This window comes from Streptomyces sp. NPDC093586 (assembly GCF_044764905.1).
In the GTDB taxonomy this organism is placed as follows: Bacteria; Actinomycetota; Actinomycetes; order Streptomycetales; family Streptomycetaceae; genus Streptomyces.
Map to the genome: position 1 here is coordinate 14,447 of NZ_JBIWJA010000005.1, position 14,095 is coordinate 28,541.

14 protein-coding genes are annotated in these 14,095 nt (G+C 73.3%); 11 read left to right on the forward strand and 3 right to left on the reverse strand.

Translation table 11 applies throughout. The features are described 5' to 3' along the window. Positions 1-61: 61 nt before the first annotated feature. The gene (locus tag ACIRFH_RS07480; RefSeq protein ID WP_403517820.1) at positions 62-559 is read right to left on the reverse strand and encodes a GNAT family N-acetyltransferase; all 498 of its coding nucleotides are present in this window, start codon (positions 557-559) and stop codon (positions 62-64) included. Positions 560-619: 60 nt separating this feature from the next. On the opposite strand from ACIRFH_RS07480, the gene ACIRFH_RS07485 reads away from it, so the two are divergent. Next, complete coding sequence (locus tag ACIRFH_RS07485; protein WP_403517822.1) at positions 620-1,522, forward strand: TIGR01777 family oxidoreductase; 903 nt, start codon at positions 620-622, stop codon at positions 1,520-1,522. Positions 1,523-1,944: 422 nt separating this feature from the next. Further along, positions 1,945-3,327 carry an NAD(P)/FAD-dependent oxidoreductase gene (locus ACIRFH_RS07490; RefSeq protein ID WP_403517824.1) on the forward strand — a complete coding sequence of 461 codons (1,383 nt, stop codon included), beginning with the start codon at positions 1,945-1,947 and terminating at the stop codon, positions 3,325-3,327. Positions 3,328-3,336: 9 nt separating this feature from the next. Here ACIRFH_RS07490 and ACIRFH_RS07495 read toward each other — a convergent pair whose 3' ends face one another. Then, positions 3,337-4,800 (reverse strand): regulator, encoded by a 1,464-nt coding sequence (locus tag ACIRFH_RS07495; protein ID WP_403517826.1) that lies wholly within the window; start codon positions 4,798-4,800, stop codon positions 3,337-3,339. A gap of 257 nt (positions 4,801-5,057) precedes the next feature. Here ACIRFH_RS07495 and lipB point away from each other — a divergent pair, with 257 nt between their 5' ends. The 4 genes from lipB (at position 5,058) to ACIRFH_RS07515 (ending at position 8,221) form a co-directional block, all read left to right on the forward strand. Then, positions 5,058-5,858, forward strand: a complete 801-nt coding sequence (lipB, locus tag ACIRFH_RS07500; RefSeq protein ID WP_403517828.1) for a lipoyl(octanoyl) transferase LipB — start codon at positions 5,058-5,060, stop codon at positions 5,856-5,858. A 151-nt stretch (positions 5,859-6,009) separates the two neighbouring features. Next, a complete protein-coding gene (gene lipA, locus ACIRFH_RS07505; RefSeq protein WP_403517830.1) occupies positions 6,010-6,975 on the forward strand; it encodes a lipoyl synthase in 966 nt (321 codons plus the stop codon). Positions 6,976-7,247: 272 nt separating this feature from the next. Then, positions 7,248-7,451 carry a hypothetical protein gene (locus tag ACIRFH_RS07510; protein WP_403518251.1) on the forward strand — a complete coding sequence of 68 codons (204 nt, stop codon included), beginning with the start codon at positions 7,248-7,250 and terminating at the stop codon, positions 7,449-7,451. A gap of 68 nt (positions 7,452-7,519) precedes the next feature. After that, complete coding sequence (locus ACIRFH_RS07515; RefSeq protein ID WP_403517832.1) at positions 7,520-8,221, forward strand: DUF4191 domain-containing protein; 702 nt, start codon at positions 7,520-7,522, stop codon at positions 8,219-8,221. A 313-nt stretch (positions 8,222-8,534) separates the two neighbouring features. Here ACIRFH_RS07515 and ACIRFH_RS07520 read toward each other — a convergent pair whose 3' ends face one another. After that, a complete protein-coding gene (locus ACIRFH_RS07520; protein ID WP_403517834.1) occupies positions 8,535-9,002 on the reverse strand; it encodes an RDD family protein in 468 nt (155 codons plus the stop codon). Positions 9,003-9,245: 243 nt separating this feature from the next. Here ACIRFH_RS07520 and glnA point away from each other — a divergent pair, with 243 nt between their 5' ends. The 5 genes from glnA (at position 9,246) to ACIRFH_RS07545 (ending at position 13,934) form a co-directional block, all read left to right on the forward strand. Beyond that, a complete protein-coding gene (gene glnA, locus ACIRFH_RS07525; RefSeq protein WP_403517836.1) occupies positions 9,246-10,655 on the forward strand; it encodes a type I glutamate--ammonia ligase in 1,410 nt (469 codons plus the stop codon). Between the two features lie 150 nt (positions 10,656-10,805). Next, entirely contained in the window at positions 10,806-11,066 is a 261-nt protein-coding gene (locus ACIRFH_RS07530) for a hypothetical protein (protein ID WP_403517838.1), read from the forward strand. 102 nt (positions 11,067-11,168) lie between these two features. After that, on the forward strand, positions 11,169-12,086 hold the full coding sequence (gene htpX, locus ACIRFH_RS07535) for a zinc metalloprotease HtpX (RefSeq protein ID WP_403517840.1): 918 nt from the start codon (positions 11,169-11,171) through the stop codon (positions 12,084-12,086). A gap of 5 nt (positions 12,087-12,091) precedes the next feature. After that, complete coding sequence (locus ACIRFH_RS07540) at positions 12,092-12,670, forward strand: hypothetical protein (RefSeq protein WP_403518253.1); 579 nt, start codon at positions 12,092-12,094, stop codon at positions 12,668-12,670. Between the two features lie 79 nt (positions 12,671-12,749). Continuing rightward, a complete protein-coding gene (locus ACIRFH_RS07545) occupies positions 12,750-13,934 on the forward strand; it encodes a winged helix DNA-binding domain-containing protein (RefSeq protein WP_403517842.1) in 1,185 nt (394 codons plus the stop codon). Positions 13,935-14,095: the final 161 nt, after the last annotated feature.

Below are 14,095 nucleotides of genomic sequence, written 5' to 3' on the forward strand. Positions count from 1 at the left end.
GATCCGGTCCGTCCGCGACGCGAGCCGTGCCGGCCGATGGAACCGTCCGCGCCCCGGGTCCTCAGTGCAGCGGCTGCCCCATCAGCACGTCGTCGACGTACGCGCCGTCGAGGAAGAACTCCTCCGGATGGACGCCCTCGACGGTGAAGCCCTCGGACTCGTAGAGCCCCCGGGCCGCGGTGTTGTGGCCGAGGACGCGCAGGGTGATGCGGCGGGCGCCCAGGCGGCGGGCCTCCTCGACGGCGGCGCGGACGAGGGCCCGGCCGACGCCGTTGCCGCGGGCCGCCTCGGCGACGGCGAGGCCGCGGATCTGGCGGACGTGGGCGTTGGAGGCCAGGGGCGTGGGGAAGCCGAGGCGGACGTAGCCGACGAGGGTGCCGTCGAGCTCGGCGACGAGGTGGTCGGCGGGGCCCGCGTGCTCCCGGAAGAAGGGGTCGTCCGGTCCCGGCGGGGGCGCGACGGCGTGCTGGTAGGACCAGGTGGTGCGGTCGAGCACGCGCAGCGGCTGCTCGTCCTCGGGCCGGGCGGGACGTATGTGCGGAACTGGCATGGCGGTCACTGTACGGCGCGTGTCCGCGGTCGGACCGCGATTTTCCGGTGGGCCGGGCAGGATGGGCGCATGGACTCGGAACGTTCCCGTATCGCGGTGGCCGGCGCGTCCGGTCTCATCGGCAGCGCGCTGGTGCGGTCCCTGGCCGCGGACGGCCACGAGGTGGTGCGCCTGGTGCGCCGCGCCCCGCGGGGCGCGGACGAGGTCCGGTGGGATCCCGCCGCCGGACGTGTGGACGCGGCCGGGCTCGAGGGGTGCGACGCCGTGGTCGACCTGGCCGGGGCGGGGGTGGGCGACCACCGCTGGACCGAGGCGTACAAGGCGCGGATCCGCGACAGCCGGGTGCGGGGCACGAGGGTGCTCGCCGAGGCCGTCGCCTCGCTGGAGCGACCGGTGCGGGTCTTCGTGAGCGGCAGCGCGATCGGCTACTACGGGGACACCGGCGGGCGGGCCGTGGACGAGAGCGCGCCCGCGGGCGAGGGTTTCCTGCCGTCGCTGTGCGTGGAGTGGGAGGGCGCGGCGGCACCCGCCCGGGAAGCGGGCGTGCGGACGGTGTTCGCCCGGACCGGACTGGTCGTCGCCCGGCACGGCGGGGCCTGGGGGCGGCTCTTCCCGCTCTTCCGGGCGGGGCTCGGCGGACGGCTGGGCGACGGCTCGCAGTACTGGTCGTTCGTGGCGCTGCACGACGAGGTGGCGGCGCTCCGGCACCTGCTGGACCGGGACGACCTGTCCGGTCCCTTCAACCTCACCGCCCCGCACCCGCTGACGAACCGTGAGATCACCGCGGCGATGGGTCGGGTGCTGCACCGGCCGACGCCGTTCGCCGTGCCCGCGCCGGTGCTGCGGGCCGTGCTCGGCGAGATGTCCGGTGACGTCCTGGGCAGTGCCCGCGTGCTGCCGGCCCGCCTCCTGGAGTCGGGGTTCCGCTTCGCGTTCCCGGAGATCGACGGGGCGATCCGGGCGGCGCTGTGAGGCGGAGCCGGACCCGAACCCCCGTGTGACCGTTTGCTGTCCGAACGGTGTCCCCATGCGACCGTCGTGCGACCGTGCCCTGCCCCTGTGCGACTCCCGATGACCGATACCGGTCCTAATCTCGACGTGAACTCGGGTATCCCTCAAGGCGGTTGGGGGCATGACGTCTCCAGCGGCCGCGCGGCCTCCGGGAGGTGCCGTGTGGATCGGATCGCAGGACATCGGCGGTTCCCCGGCAGCGCCGGTGGTCGGGGGCGTCGGAGGTCCCCCGCGCGAGCTCGTCGGCGCGTGGGGGAACGGCGGACGCGAGGCGGAGGAGGGAGCCGGCGCGGAGCGCCGGCGAGTGACGACAACGCCGCAGGCGGGCGTGGAAGGCCCCGTGTCTGCGGCACGATCCGAACGACACCCCCTAGGAGGGGCACGTGCTTGAGCCCGCGTACCAGGCGGACGTCGTCGTCGTGGGGGCCGGGATCGCCGGACTCGCCGCGGCGCATCGGCTGACCAGCGCAGGAGTGACGACCACGGTCCTGGAGGCCGCCCACGGGGTGGGCGGCCGGATGGCGACCGAGAAGGTCGACGGATTCCGGCTCGACAGAATCGGACAGCTGCTCTCCACGGCGTACCCGGAACTGCGTCTCACCCCCGCCCTGGACGGCCTCGCTCTGCTGCCGTTCGCGCCCGGGGTGCTGCTGCACAGCGAGGGACGCCACCACCGCGCGGGCGCTCCGGCCGGCGCGCGGGGCGCACGGGGCGCACTCCATACGGTGCGCGCCCTGGCGAGCGCCCCCCGGTCGGTTTCCGCGCCCCGGGTGCCGGGACGGCCCGCACCCGTCCCCCGGCCCCGGACGGGCGCCCCGCTGGGCACCGCCGTCGACCAGGCCCGGCTCGGCGCCGCGCTGACCCGTCTGGCGAGCACCCCGGTCGAACGGCTGCTGGCCCGCCCGGAGCTGCCCGCCGCCCAGGCGTTGACGGCCCGCGGGCTGCCCGCCCGCACGATCGACGGTTTCCTGCGTCCGCTGCTCGCCGCCCTGCTGCACGACCCGGACCTCACCACCTCCAGCCGGTGCGCCGACCTCGCGCTGCGCGCCTTCGCGAGCGGGCGGCCGGTGCTGCCCGAGGGCGGGGCGGAGACCGTGCCGGAGCTGCTGGCGCGGACGCTGCCGCCGGGTACCGTGCGCACCGGCGTCCGGGTCACCTCGGTCGCCACCAACGCGGTGACCACCGCCGAGCACGGCGTCGTCCGCTGCCGGGCCGTCCTGGTGGCGACCGACGCCCGCGCGGCGGCCGAGCTGCTGCCGGGCCTGCGGGTGCCGGACTTCCATCCGGTGACGGTGGTGCACCACACGACCGACGAACCCCCGGCGACCGGCGCGTCCCTGCTGCTCGACGCGGGCCGCGGCGGCCCGGTCGCCCACACGGCGGTGGTCAGCCACGTGGACCCGTCGCGCGCGCCGGCCGGCCGCGCCCTGGTCTCGTCGACGGTCCTCGGCCCCCTCCCGTCCGGTGTCGACGCGGCCGTACGCATCCACCTGGCCCGCCTCTACGGCACGTCGACCAGCCGCTGGGAGACCCTGGCCGTGCACCACACCGCCGAGGCGGTGCCCGCCATGCGCCCGCCGCACGATCCGCACCGGCCGGTGCGGCTGCTGGCGGGCCTGTACGTGTGCGGCGACCACCGCGACACCAGCACCGTCCAGGGCGCGCTGCACTCGGCCCACCGGGCCTCGACGGCGATCCTGACGGACCTGGGGGCGGGCCGGCCGATGCACACGGCCGAGACCCTGTCCACGGCGCACGCCGCCTGACCCGCGCCGTCACCCCAGCGCCGCCACCTTGTCCCGGTAGCCCCGCACGGGTGCCGCGTCCCGGTACGGCTCCAGACGCCGTTCGAAGTCGCGCACGTACTCCACCGCCCGCACCGACCTCATCTCGGCCGCCTGTCCGGCGGCCTCGGCGGCCAGCTGGCAGGCCTGGTCGAGTTCGCCCAGGCCGAGGCGGGCGGTGGCGAGGACAACCCGGCAGAACAGCCGGCTGCGGGCGTAGGCGGGGGCGCGCAGGAGCAGTGAGCGTTCGGCGTGCTGGGCGGCGGTGCGGTACTGCTGGAGGTCGCGGTGGCAGTGCCCGAACTCGTCGGCGAGCTGGGCCTCGTCGAAGAAGCGCGCCCAGTGCGGCACCTCGTCCCCGGGCCGGGCGGCCTCCAGGGCGCGCTCGGCGCGCACCAGCGAGGCCGTGCAGGCCCGCACCTCGCCGAGGACGCCGTGCGCGCGCGCCTCGGCGGCGTGCAGCAGCGTCTGCACGACCGGCGGCGCCGAGGTGCCGACGCCCTGCTGGGCGACGCGCGCGAGCTGCACGGCCTCGCGGCCGTGGCCGAGGTAGACGGCCTGGCGGCTCATGGTGACCAGCACGTACGCGCCGAACGCCCGGTCGCCGGCCGCCTGGGCGAGCCGCAGCGCCTGCACGAAGTAACGCTGGGCGAGGCCGTGGGCGGCGATGTCGTACGACGTCCAGCCCGCGAGCCGGGTCAGGTCGGCGGCGGCGGCGAACAGCCGGCGGCCGGTCTGCTCGCCGTAGGTGCCGCGCAGCATCGGCTCCAGCTCGTGCTCCAGGTAGCGCACGAGGGCCTGACGGGCGTGACCGCCGCCGTACCGGTCGTCCAGGCTGCGGAACAGCTCGCCCACCGAGCGCAGCGCGGCGAGGTCGCCGCCGGTGACCTTCTGGCCGGGCCCGCGCTCGGCCGGTGCCCGCCTGCGGGAGGGGGCGAGCGGCGCAGGGCCGCCGCGGAACGCCGGACGGCCCTGCGCGGGGATGCGGACGGGCGCCTCGGCGCGGGCCACCTTCTCGTCGGCACGGCCGATCAGCCAGTCCCGGCTGGGCACGACCAGGCCGGCCGGGGTGAAGGCGATCTTGCGCAGCTCGGCGTGGCTGCCGGAGTCCTTGCGCCACAGCCCGCCGACGATGTCGACGGCCTCCTCCGGGGTGGCGGCGAACTCCAGGCCCGCGTAGACGGGGGCGCAGGCGTCCAGGCCGAGGTCCTGGGCGGTGAGGCGGCGGCCCAGGCGCCGGGTGAAGACCTCGGCGATCAGGGCGGGGGTGGTGCCGCGCGGCTGCTGGCCGCGCAGCCACCGGGTGACGGATGTCTTGTCGTATCTCAGGTCCAGGCCGTGTTCGAGTCCGAGCTGGTCGACGCGACGCGCGAGACCCGCATTGGAGAACCCCGCTTCGGCGATGAGCGCGGCGAGCTGACGGTTGGGGGTGCGCTGCGCGGGTCGTTCCGTCATGGTGCGGTGCGGTCTCCTGCCTTCCGGGCCCTTCGATGTGCCCGGAGCGCCTGTGAGCAGCCCTTATGGCTATGCGAACGGCGCGAATGTAGCGGAGAGTGAACACCCGGTCGCACGCTTCCCCAGGCATTCATCCGATCGTGTGAGGAATTCGTGGGGAGCTGACGTCAGCGGCCTCCCGACAGCGGTCCGACGGCCGGTCGTACAGTGGCGTGGGCACGGTTCGTGCCTTACGACCTTCCAGGGAGGCTCTTGCCGTGAGTGAGCTCCGGTTCATCCGCATGGGGTTCGGTGCCGAGCGCGTCGAGTACCAGGAGGCGTGGGACGAGCAGCGCCGGGTGCATGCCGCGCGGTTCGCCGACGAGGTCCCCGACACCGTGCTGCTCCTCGAACACCCGCCGGTCTACACCGCCGGCCGGCGCACCGCGGACGACGAGCGGCCCCTCGACGGCACCCCGGTCATCGACGTGGACCGCGGCGGCAAGATCACCTGGCACGGGCCGGGCCAGCTGGTCGGCTACCCGATCCAGAAGCTCCCGCGTCCGGTCGACGTCGTGGCGCACGTACGGCGACTGGAGGAGGCCCTGATCCGCACCTGCGCGGAGTTCGGCGTCGAGACCACCCGGGTCGAGGGCCGCAGCGGGGTCTGGGTCCTCGGCGACCCGGTGGACAAGCGCCCGGCGCTCGGCGGGCTCTCCCTGGACTTCGACCCGCGCCTGACCGACGAGGAGTTCGACCCCCGCCTCAACGGGCCGGAGTACGCCCCGTCCAACGCGGGTCAGCGCCGCGAGGACCGCAAGATCGCCGCGATCGGCATCCGGGTGGCGAAGGGCGTCACCATGCACGGCTTCGCCCTGAACGTGAACCCGGACAACAAGTGGTTCGACCGGATCATCCCGTGCGGCATCCGCGACGCGGGCGTCGCCTCCCTCGCGAACGAACTCGGCCGCGACATCACGATCGAGGAGGTCCTGCCGGTGGTGGAGCGCCACCTGCGGGACGTCCTGGAGAACGCGGAGCTCAGGCCGAGGGTGATCGAGAAGACGCCGGCGGCATAAATCCGGCCGGGCCGGCGTTCCACGTCGTGGCCGGGCAGGTCTGCCCGCAGACCCCGGAGCGGCCCCCGTCCAGGCCGCCACCGCCGTCGGCCGACAGAACAACGGGCGTACCCTGGGGCACGCCGAAGAATCGAACGCTAGGGAGCCGGTCGTGTCCGCAGTCGCACCCGACGGACGCAAGATGCTGCGCCTGGAGGTCCGCAACAGCCAGACCCCCATCGAGCGCAAGCCCGAGTGGATCAAGACCCGGGCGAAAATGGGCCCCGAGTACACGAAGATGCAGAACCTCGTGAAGAGCGAGGGCCTGCACACGGTCTGCCAGGAAGCCGGCTGTCCCAACATCTACGAGTGCTGGGAGGACCGCGAGGCGACCTTCCTCATCGGCGGCGACCAGTGCACCCGGCGCTGCGACTTCTGCCAGATCGACACCGGCAAGCCCGAGGCGCTGGACCGCGACGAGCCGCGCCGGGTGGGCGAGTCCGTGGTCACCATGGACCTGAACTACGCCACCATCACCGGTGTGGCCCGTGACGACCTGCCGGACGGCGGCGCCTGGCTGTACGCCGAGACGGTGCGCCAGATCCACGAGCAGACGTCCGGACGCCCGGACGGCCGCACCAAGGTCGAGCTGCTGGCCCCCGACTTCAACGCGGTGCCGGAGCTGCTCCGCGAGGTGTTCGACTCCCGCCCCGAGGTCTTCGCGCACAACGTCGAGACGGTCCCGCGGATCTTCAAGCGGATCCGCCCCGGCTTCCGCTACGAGCGCTCCCTGAAGGTGATCACCGAGGCCCGCGATGACGGCCTGGTCACCAAGTCGAACCTGATCCTCGGCATGGGCGAGACCCGTGAGGAGGTCAGCGAGGCGCTGCAGCAGCTGCACGAGGCCGGCTGCGAGCTGATCACCATCACGCAGTACCTGCGCCCGTCCGTGCGCCACCACCCCGTGGAGCGCTGGGTCAAGCCGCAGGAGTTCGTGGAGCTGAAGGAGGAGGCCGAGCAGATCGGCTTCTCCGGCGTGATGTCCGGCCCGCTGGTGCGTTCCTCGTACCGCGCCGGGCGGCTCTACCGGATGGCGGTCGAGAAGCGCGGCACCGTCGTCGCCGGTCAGGCCGTCTGACAGGACGTCAGCCTCCGCCCGTCCGGCGGGGGCGCGCGGCGTGTGAATTCACGCACAAGACGCTACTCGGCAGTAGTGGCCGATATCCCGCGGCCCCGACCGTCCTCGCAGCTGAGGGCACCGGTCGGGGCCGCGGCGTCGTTCCGGGCCCCGGCACCACCACTTCATGTGCGTTTGACCGGCGGGTCACGCCCTGGTAACACCAATCAGTGACCCTGGAATCACACCACGTGCACCCGCACCCGGATCCGTACCGAGGGGGGACCTCCACGATGCAGGCCGCGCCCGTTCGCGCCACCGCCATCCCGTCGTTCACCGACGCCCTGCGCGCCGTCGAGTCGCTGCTGCTGAGCAGTGGCCAGCGCACCGCCCGGCGCAACGCCTGGACCTCCGTGCTGGAGGACCGCCGCCGGGCCAAGGACCGGATCGAGACCGAGCGGGTCCTGCAGCAGCAGGTCGTCACCGGCAGCCTCTGACCTCCTCCGTACGGCGGCACCGGGCACTGCCGTCGTCGGCGCCTTCCCGGACACGTAGACTTCACGGCATGGCGAGGAAGGAACCTGCAGCGGACGCTGCGAACCCCGGGCGACTGAAGCAGATCGCTCTGACCTACAAGATGACCCGCAAGGCCGACAAGAAGATCGGTCTTGTGCTCGCGGGTGTCGGCATCGTCGTCTTCGGTGTCCTCCTCGCGATCGGTTTCCTGATCGGTCACCCCATCTATCTCGGCATCCTGGGCCTGCTGCTCGCCTTCCTCGCGACGGCGATCGTCTTCGGGCGCCGGGCCGAGCGGGCGGCCTTCGGGCAGATGGAGGGCCAGCCGGGCGCCGCCGCCGCGGTACTGGACAACATCGGCCGGGGCTGGACGACGACCCCCGCGGTGGCCATGAACCGCAACCAGGACGTGGTGCACCGCGCGGTCGGCAAGGCCGGCATCGTGCTGGTCGCCGAGGGCAACCCGAACCGGGTGAAGTCCCTGCTGGCGGCCGAGAAGAAGAAGATGAACCGGATCGTCGCCGACGTGCCCGTCCACGACCTGATCGTGGGCACCGGCGAGGGCCAGGTCGAGCTGAAGAAGCTGCGCACGACCATGCTCAAGCTCCCGCGCGTCCTGACCGGTCCGCAGGTCACCGCGACCAACGACCGGCTGCGCGCCCTGGGCGACCTGATGAGCAACATGCCCCTGCCCAAGGGTCCGATGCCCAAGGGCATGCGCATGCCGAAGGGCGGCAACCCCCGGCGCTGAGCCCGGCGGGACGCGGCACTCGGCACCCCGACCGCGGTACGGCGATGGGGGCGCCCGGATCACTCTCCGGGCGCCCCCATCGCCGTACCGGCACCGTGCCGCGGTGGCCGCAGCCGTACGGACGCCGGTGTCGCGGCAGGCGACGTTCGCCCGGTGAGGAGCGGCGTCCGGTGCGTGCTCTGGGGTCCCCCCGGCCGGAGGCTGGGGGGGTGCCGGCCGGAAGCCCTCGTACTGGACGTGCTCGGGCTTTCGGCCGGTGCGGCGGGAGTGCGTGCCGGGCGTCGCGACGGGGCGAACGTCGCCTGTTGCGGCGCTAGATCCGGACCTCCACGGTGCGCGCCAGCCGGTCGTGCAGCCCGCGGCCGTCCCGGTCCCAGATCAGCGCGGGGACCGCGACGCACAGCAGGACCGACCGCAGCAGCGCGCGCGCCGGGTTGACACGGCCCGTGCCCAGTTCCACCACGCGCAGGCCGAAGAGGCGCTTGCCCGGCGTGAAGCCGACCGTGCCGACGGTCAGGACGCTGAGCGCGAAGAAGATCAGCAGCGCCCAGTTGCCCGCGGTCTGGCCGTAGCTGCCGGTGATCAGACCGTATGCGATCAAGGAGCACAGGGCCCAGTCGACGGCGAGGGCGCCGAGCCTGCGGCCCGGACGGGCGAGGGAGCCCGGCCCCTCCTCCGGCAGCCCGAGCTGCTCGCCCCGGTACCCGAGGTCGGCGCCGGCCCCTTCGACGGCCGCGCGCGGCCCGGAGAGCCACGATCCGATTGCTTGCCTGTTGTCCACCCGTCCACGGTACTGCGCCCCCGTATGTCCCAGGGACGGCGGGGGCACGGCGCGGCGCACGGCGGGGGTGTGCCGCGCCCTCATGGGGCCTAGGCTGGAGGAAAGCCGGTTAACTTCTGCGAAACAAACGGGTCACGCCCGAGAAATCACCCGTCCCTAGGGTCGACGCAGCGTGTGCCACCCGCACTGGCCGCACGAACGATCTACCACCCCGGCGGGACGGTCGGGAGTAGGAGGAGCTGGATGTTCCAGAACGCCGACGAGGCCAAGAAGTTCATCGCGGACGAGGACGTCAAGTTCGTCGACGTCCGGTTCTGCGACCTGCCGGGCGTCATGCAGCACTTCACGTTGCCCGCCGAGGCGTTCGACCCCGATGACGAGCAGGCCTTCGACGGGTCCTCGATCCGCGGCTTCCAGGCCATCCACGAGTCGGACATGTCCCTGCGCCCCGACCTGTCCACCGCGCGCATCGACCCGTTCCGCCGGGACAAGACCCTCAACATCAACTTCTTCATCCACGACCCGATCACGGGCGAGCAGTACTCCCGCGACCCGCGGAACGTGGCGAAGAAGGCCGAGGCCTACCTCGCCTCCACCGGGATCGCCGACACGGCGTACTTCGGTCCCGAGGCCGAGTTCTACGTCTTCGACTCGGTGCGCTTCGCCACCAGGGAGAACGAGGCCTTCTACCACATCGACTCCGAGGCCGGTGCCTGGAACACCGGTGCCCTGGAGGACAACCGCGGGTACAAGGTCCGCTACAAGGGCGGCTACTTCCCGGTCCCGCCGGTCGACCACTTCGCCGACCTGCGCGCCGAGATGTCCCTGGAGCTGCAGCGGTCCGGCCTCCAGCTGGAGCGCCTGCACCACGAGGTGGGCACCGCCGGCCAGGCCGAGATCAACTACAGGTTCAACACGCTGCTGGCCGCGGCCGACGACCTCATGCTCTTCAAGTACATCGTCAAGAACGTGGCCTGGAGGAACGGCAAGACGGCGACCTTCATGCCGAAGCCGATCTTCGGTGACAACGGCTCGGGCATGCACGTCCACCAGTCGCTGTGGAGCAACGGCGAGCCGCTGTTCTACGACGAGCAGGGCTACGCCGGCCTGTCGGACACCGCCCGCTACTACATCGGCGGCATCCTCAAGCACGCCCCGTCGCTGCTGGCCTTCACCAACCCGACGGTGAACTCCTACCACCGCCTGGTGCCGGGCTTCGAGGCGCCGGTGAACCTGGTGTACTCGCAGCGCAACCGTTCCGCCGCGATGCGCATCCCGATCACGGGCTCGAACCCGAAGGCCAAGCGCGTCGAGTTCCGCGCCCCGGACGCCTCCGGCAACCCGTACCTGGCCTTCTCGGCCCTGCTGCTGGCGGGTCTGGACGGCATCAAGAACAAGATCGAGCCGGCCGAGCCGATCGACAAGGACCTCTACGAGCTGGCTCCCGAGGAGCACGCGGGCGTGGCGCAGGTCCCGACCTCCCTCGGCGCCGTCCTCGACCACCTCGAGGCCGACCACGAGTTCCTCCTCCAGGGCGACGTCTTCACGCCGGACCTGATCGAGACGTGGATCGACTTCAAGCGCGCGAACGAGATCGCCCCGCTGCAGCTGCGTCCGCACCCGCACGAGTTCGAGATGTACTTCGACGTGTGATCCGCGCCCGGACCGTGCCGCGCCCCCGTTCCCTGTCCGCAGGGGGGCGGGGGCGCGGCCGTTGGCCGGAAAGCTTCACAGGGCGGCGCCGGGCCGGGATCATGGGGCGCCTGCACGATGGTCCGAGCCGGGAACGGGGAGCGTACGGGGATGTCCGAGCGGGACGACGAGGAACGCGAGTTCGATCTGAAGTGGGCGGAGGGCGCCGCCCACAAGGAGCCCTCCGCACGCGCCCGGATGCTCGCCGCGCGCTGGAAGGAGAATCCGCCCGGCCCGGTCCCCTTCCGCGCCGACCCCGACCACGTCGGGTCCGGCCGCCGGTCGTCGTGGGTGTCCACCGCCGTGGTGCTCGGCTGCGTGGCCGCCGTGATCGTCCTGCTCGGGTACGTCGAGCTCCGGGCGCCCTACTAGGCGTCTTCTTTTTGCCACCTCCGGGGACGGCCGCGACCTCTTCATGGGGCGCCGGATGCACACTGGACATCGGGGCGAGTGCGCGACCGCGGGGTGATGCAGATGCAGAGCCGTTTCCGGAGCGACCGAGGGCTGACCGTGCGCATGGGGGCCACGCTGTTCCTGCTCGGCCTGCTGTACGTCGGCTTCGTCACCGCGCTGATCGTGCTGCTGAGGTCCTGGGTCCTCGGCGTGGTGGTCGTGGCCCTGGTGTTCGGGGCGCAGTACTGGTTCTCCGACCGGATCGCGCTGTTCGCGATGCGGGGGCGGGTCGTGGAGCGGGACGAGTATCCGGAGCTGCACGGCGTGGTCGACCGGCTGTCGGCGCTGGCCGGCATGCCGAAACCGGTGGTCGCCGTGTCGGTGATGGACATGCCGAACGCGTTCGCGACCGGGCGGAACCCGGACAACGCGGTGATCTGCGTGACCACCGGGCTGCTGCGCCGGCTGGAGCCGGCCGAGCTGGAGGGCGTGCTCGCGCACGAGCTGTCGCACGTGGCGCACAAGGACGTCGCCGTGATCACGGTCGCGTCCTTCCTCGGCGTGCTCGCGGGGCTGGTCGTGCGGTTCGCCTTCTACTCGCAGCTGTTCGGCGGCGGACGGCGGGACCAGAACACCCTGGTCGTGTTCGCGGCCGTGATGGGCGTCTCCGCGGCGGTGTACGCGCTCAGCTTCCTGCTGATCCGGTCCCTGTCCCGGTACCGGGAGCTGGCCGCGGACCGGGCCGCCGCCCTGCTCACCGGCCGTCCCTCGGCGCTGGCCGCGGCGCTCACCAAGGTGACCGGCGACATCGCCCGCATCCCGACGAAGGACCTGCGCACGGCCCAGGCCTTCAACGCCTTCTACTTCACGCCCGCCTTCGGCTCCGAGCCCGGACTCGGCCGGTTCTTCGCCACGCACCCCGGTCTGGAGCAACGGCTCGACCAGCTGGGCCGGATCTCCGCCGAACTGGGTGAGGCGGCCACGCCCGGAAAGGCGTGAGCGTCATGGGCCTGCTGGACATCCTGCTCGGTCGCACCAGGCCCGTCACGCCCGACCTGGACCGGCTCTTCGCGCTGCCCTCGGCGGCGGTGGCCCTCGAATCGGCGGCCGGTCTCACGCCGACCGGGCAGGGCGCGGTGTGCTTCGCGACGGTCGAGGGCGCCGCCTTCGAGCAGACCCACCGCGAGGTCCGGGCCCTGCTGGACGCGGACGCCGGGCGGACCCCGGTGGAGCTGAGCCACGACTCCTACGGCTACTCCTGGCTCGTCTCGCACCGCTCCCCCGACGAGCTGCCGCTGCTCGTGAACGACCTGCACGCGGTGAACGGTTCGCTGGAGGCCAACGGCTTCGGGCCGCAGCTGCTGTGCTCGCTGGCCGGTTTCCGCGACGACGACGGGCGGCGGCTCGCGCTCGTCTACCTCTACAAACGGGGCACCTTCTACCCGTTCGCGCCCCTGCCCGGCGACCGGCGGCAGCGGGACAACGCGTTGGAGCTGCGGGTGCGTGCGGTGCTCGACCGGGAGCTGCCGGTCGAGGACGACCTGGGCCGGTGGTTCCCGGTGTGGGGCGCGCCCGGACTGTGACCGGCACGGCCCCGCCGGTTGTCGGTGGGCTCGGGCAGGATGTCCGTACCGAGACGCGACGGGCGGGGCGGAGGCCGGTATGGGCGAGGGACGGCGGCACATCGGGGTGGCGGAGCGGCGGGCGAGGCTCGCGCTGCGGCAGCGGCTGGCGGGCGGGGCCCGGGCGGGGAGCCCGGAGGAGGTCGCCGGCTCGCTGGTCGCCCTGCACGGCACGGACCCCGCAACGGTGTTCCTGGCCGTCGGCGCACGGCTCGCTGACCCGGCGAAGACGGTGGGCGAGACGGAACGGGCGCTGTACGAGGACGGGACGCTGGTCCGGATGCACGGCATGCGGCACACCGTGTTCGTCTTCCCGGTCGGCCTGACGGCCATCGTGCACGCCTCCACCGGTCTCGCGGTGGCCGCCCGGGAGCGGTCCTCGCTGCTCAAGCAGATGGCGGCGGCCGGGGCCCCGGACGCGGCCTGGCTGGCGGAGGTCGAGGAGTCGACGCTGGCGGCGCTGGCGCGGCGCGGGCAGGCGACGGCGGCCGAACTGGCCCGGGACGAGCCGCGGCTGAAGGAGCGGTTCGTGTACGCGGCCGGGAAGAGCTACGAGGGCGTGCACACCGTCTCCACCCGGCTGCTGAAGGTGCTGGGGGTCGAGGGCAAGGTCGTGCGGGGCCGGCCGCTGGGGTCGTGGACGTCCGGTCTGTTCCGCTGGGCGCCCGCGCCCGAGCAGCCCGGGCCGGACACCGCCGGGGCGCAGGCGGAGCTGCTGCGCCGGTGGCTGGCGGCGTGCGGGCCGGCCACCGAGGAGGACCTGAAGTGGTGGACGGGGTGGCGGGTGACGGAGGTGCGCCGGGCGCTGGCCGCCGTCGGCGCGGAGGAGGTGTCGCTGGACGAGGGCACGGGGTACGTGACCGCCGGTGACGCCGGTCCGGTGGCGGTGTCCGCCGGCCCCTGGGCCGCGCTGCTGCCCGCCCTGGATCCGACGGCGATGGGCTGGCGGCACCGGGACTGGTATCTCGCACCGGAGCTGCGCCCGGTGCTGTTCGACCGCAGCGGCAACGTCGGGCCGACGGTGTGGTGGGACGGCCGCGTGATCGGCGGCTGGGCCCAGCGGGCCGACGGGGAGATCGTCTGGCGGATCCTGGACCGCACCGGGGTGGGCCGCGAGGCCGAGGCCGCGATCGCCACGGAGGCGGAGAAGCTGCGGAGCTGGGTGGGGGCGACCCGGGTGACGCCGCGATTCCGGACACCGCTGGAGAAGGAGCTGTCGGCGTAGCGCCGGGCAGGCCCTCCCTCGAGGATGCCGCCGGCGCGTCCCGGCGCAGGACGGCGGGTCACGGCGGATCCCGGCGCAGGATGCCGAGGGGAGCGGATGTCCCGGCGACACGCCGCCTGCGCGGTGCTCCACCGGGACATCCGCTCCCCTCGAGGGCCTGG

What these genes read in the sequence shown, in the direction of transcription:
- ACIRFH_RS07545 (WP_403517842.1), top strand. Translation starts at nt 12,750, where the DNA reads ATGGGCGAGGGACGGCGGCACATCGGGGTGGCGGAGCGGCGGGCGAGG.
- ACIRFH_RS07540 (WP_403518253.1), top strand. Translation starts at nt 12,092, where the DNA reads ATGGGCCTGCTGGACATCCTGCTCGGTCGCACCAGGCCCGTCACGCCC.
- ACIRFH_RS07495 (WP_403517826.1), bottom strand. Translation starts at nt 4,800, where the DNA reads ATGACGGAACGACCCGCGCAGCGCACCCCCAACCGTCAGCTCGCCGCG.
- ACIRFH_RS07530 (WP_403517838.1), top strand. Translation starts at nt 10,806, where the DNA reads ATGTCCGAGCGGGACGACGAGGAACGCGAGTTCGATCTGAAGTGGGCG.
- htpX (WP_403517840.1), top strand. Translation starts at nt 11,169, where the DNA reads ATGCAGAGCCGTTTCCGGAGCGACCGAGGGCTGACCGTGCGCATGGGG.
- ACIRFH_RS07510 (WP_403518251.1), top strand. Translation starts at nt 7,248, where the DNA reads ATGCAGGCCGCGCCCGTTCGCGCCACCGCCATCCCGTCGTTCACCGAC.
- glnA (WP_403517836.1), top strand. Translation starts at nt 9,246, where the DNA reads ATGTTCCAGAACGCCGACGAGGCCAAGAAGTTCATCGCGGACGAGGAC.
- ACIRFH_RS07485 (WP_403517822.1), top strand. Translation starts at nt 620, where the DNA reads ATGGACTCGGAACGTTCCCGTATCGCGGTGGCCGGCGCGTCCGGTCTC.
- ACIRFH_RS07515 (WP_403517832.1), top strand. Translation starts at nt 7,520, where the DNA reads ATGGCGAGGAAGGAACCTGCAGCGGACGCTGCGAACCCCGGGCGACTG.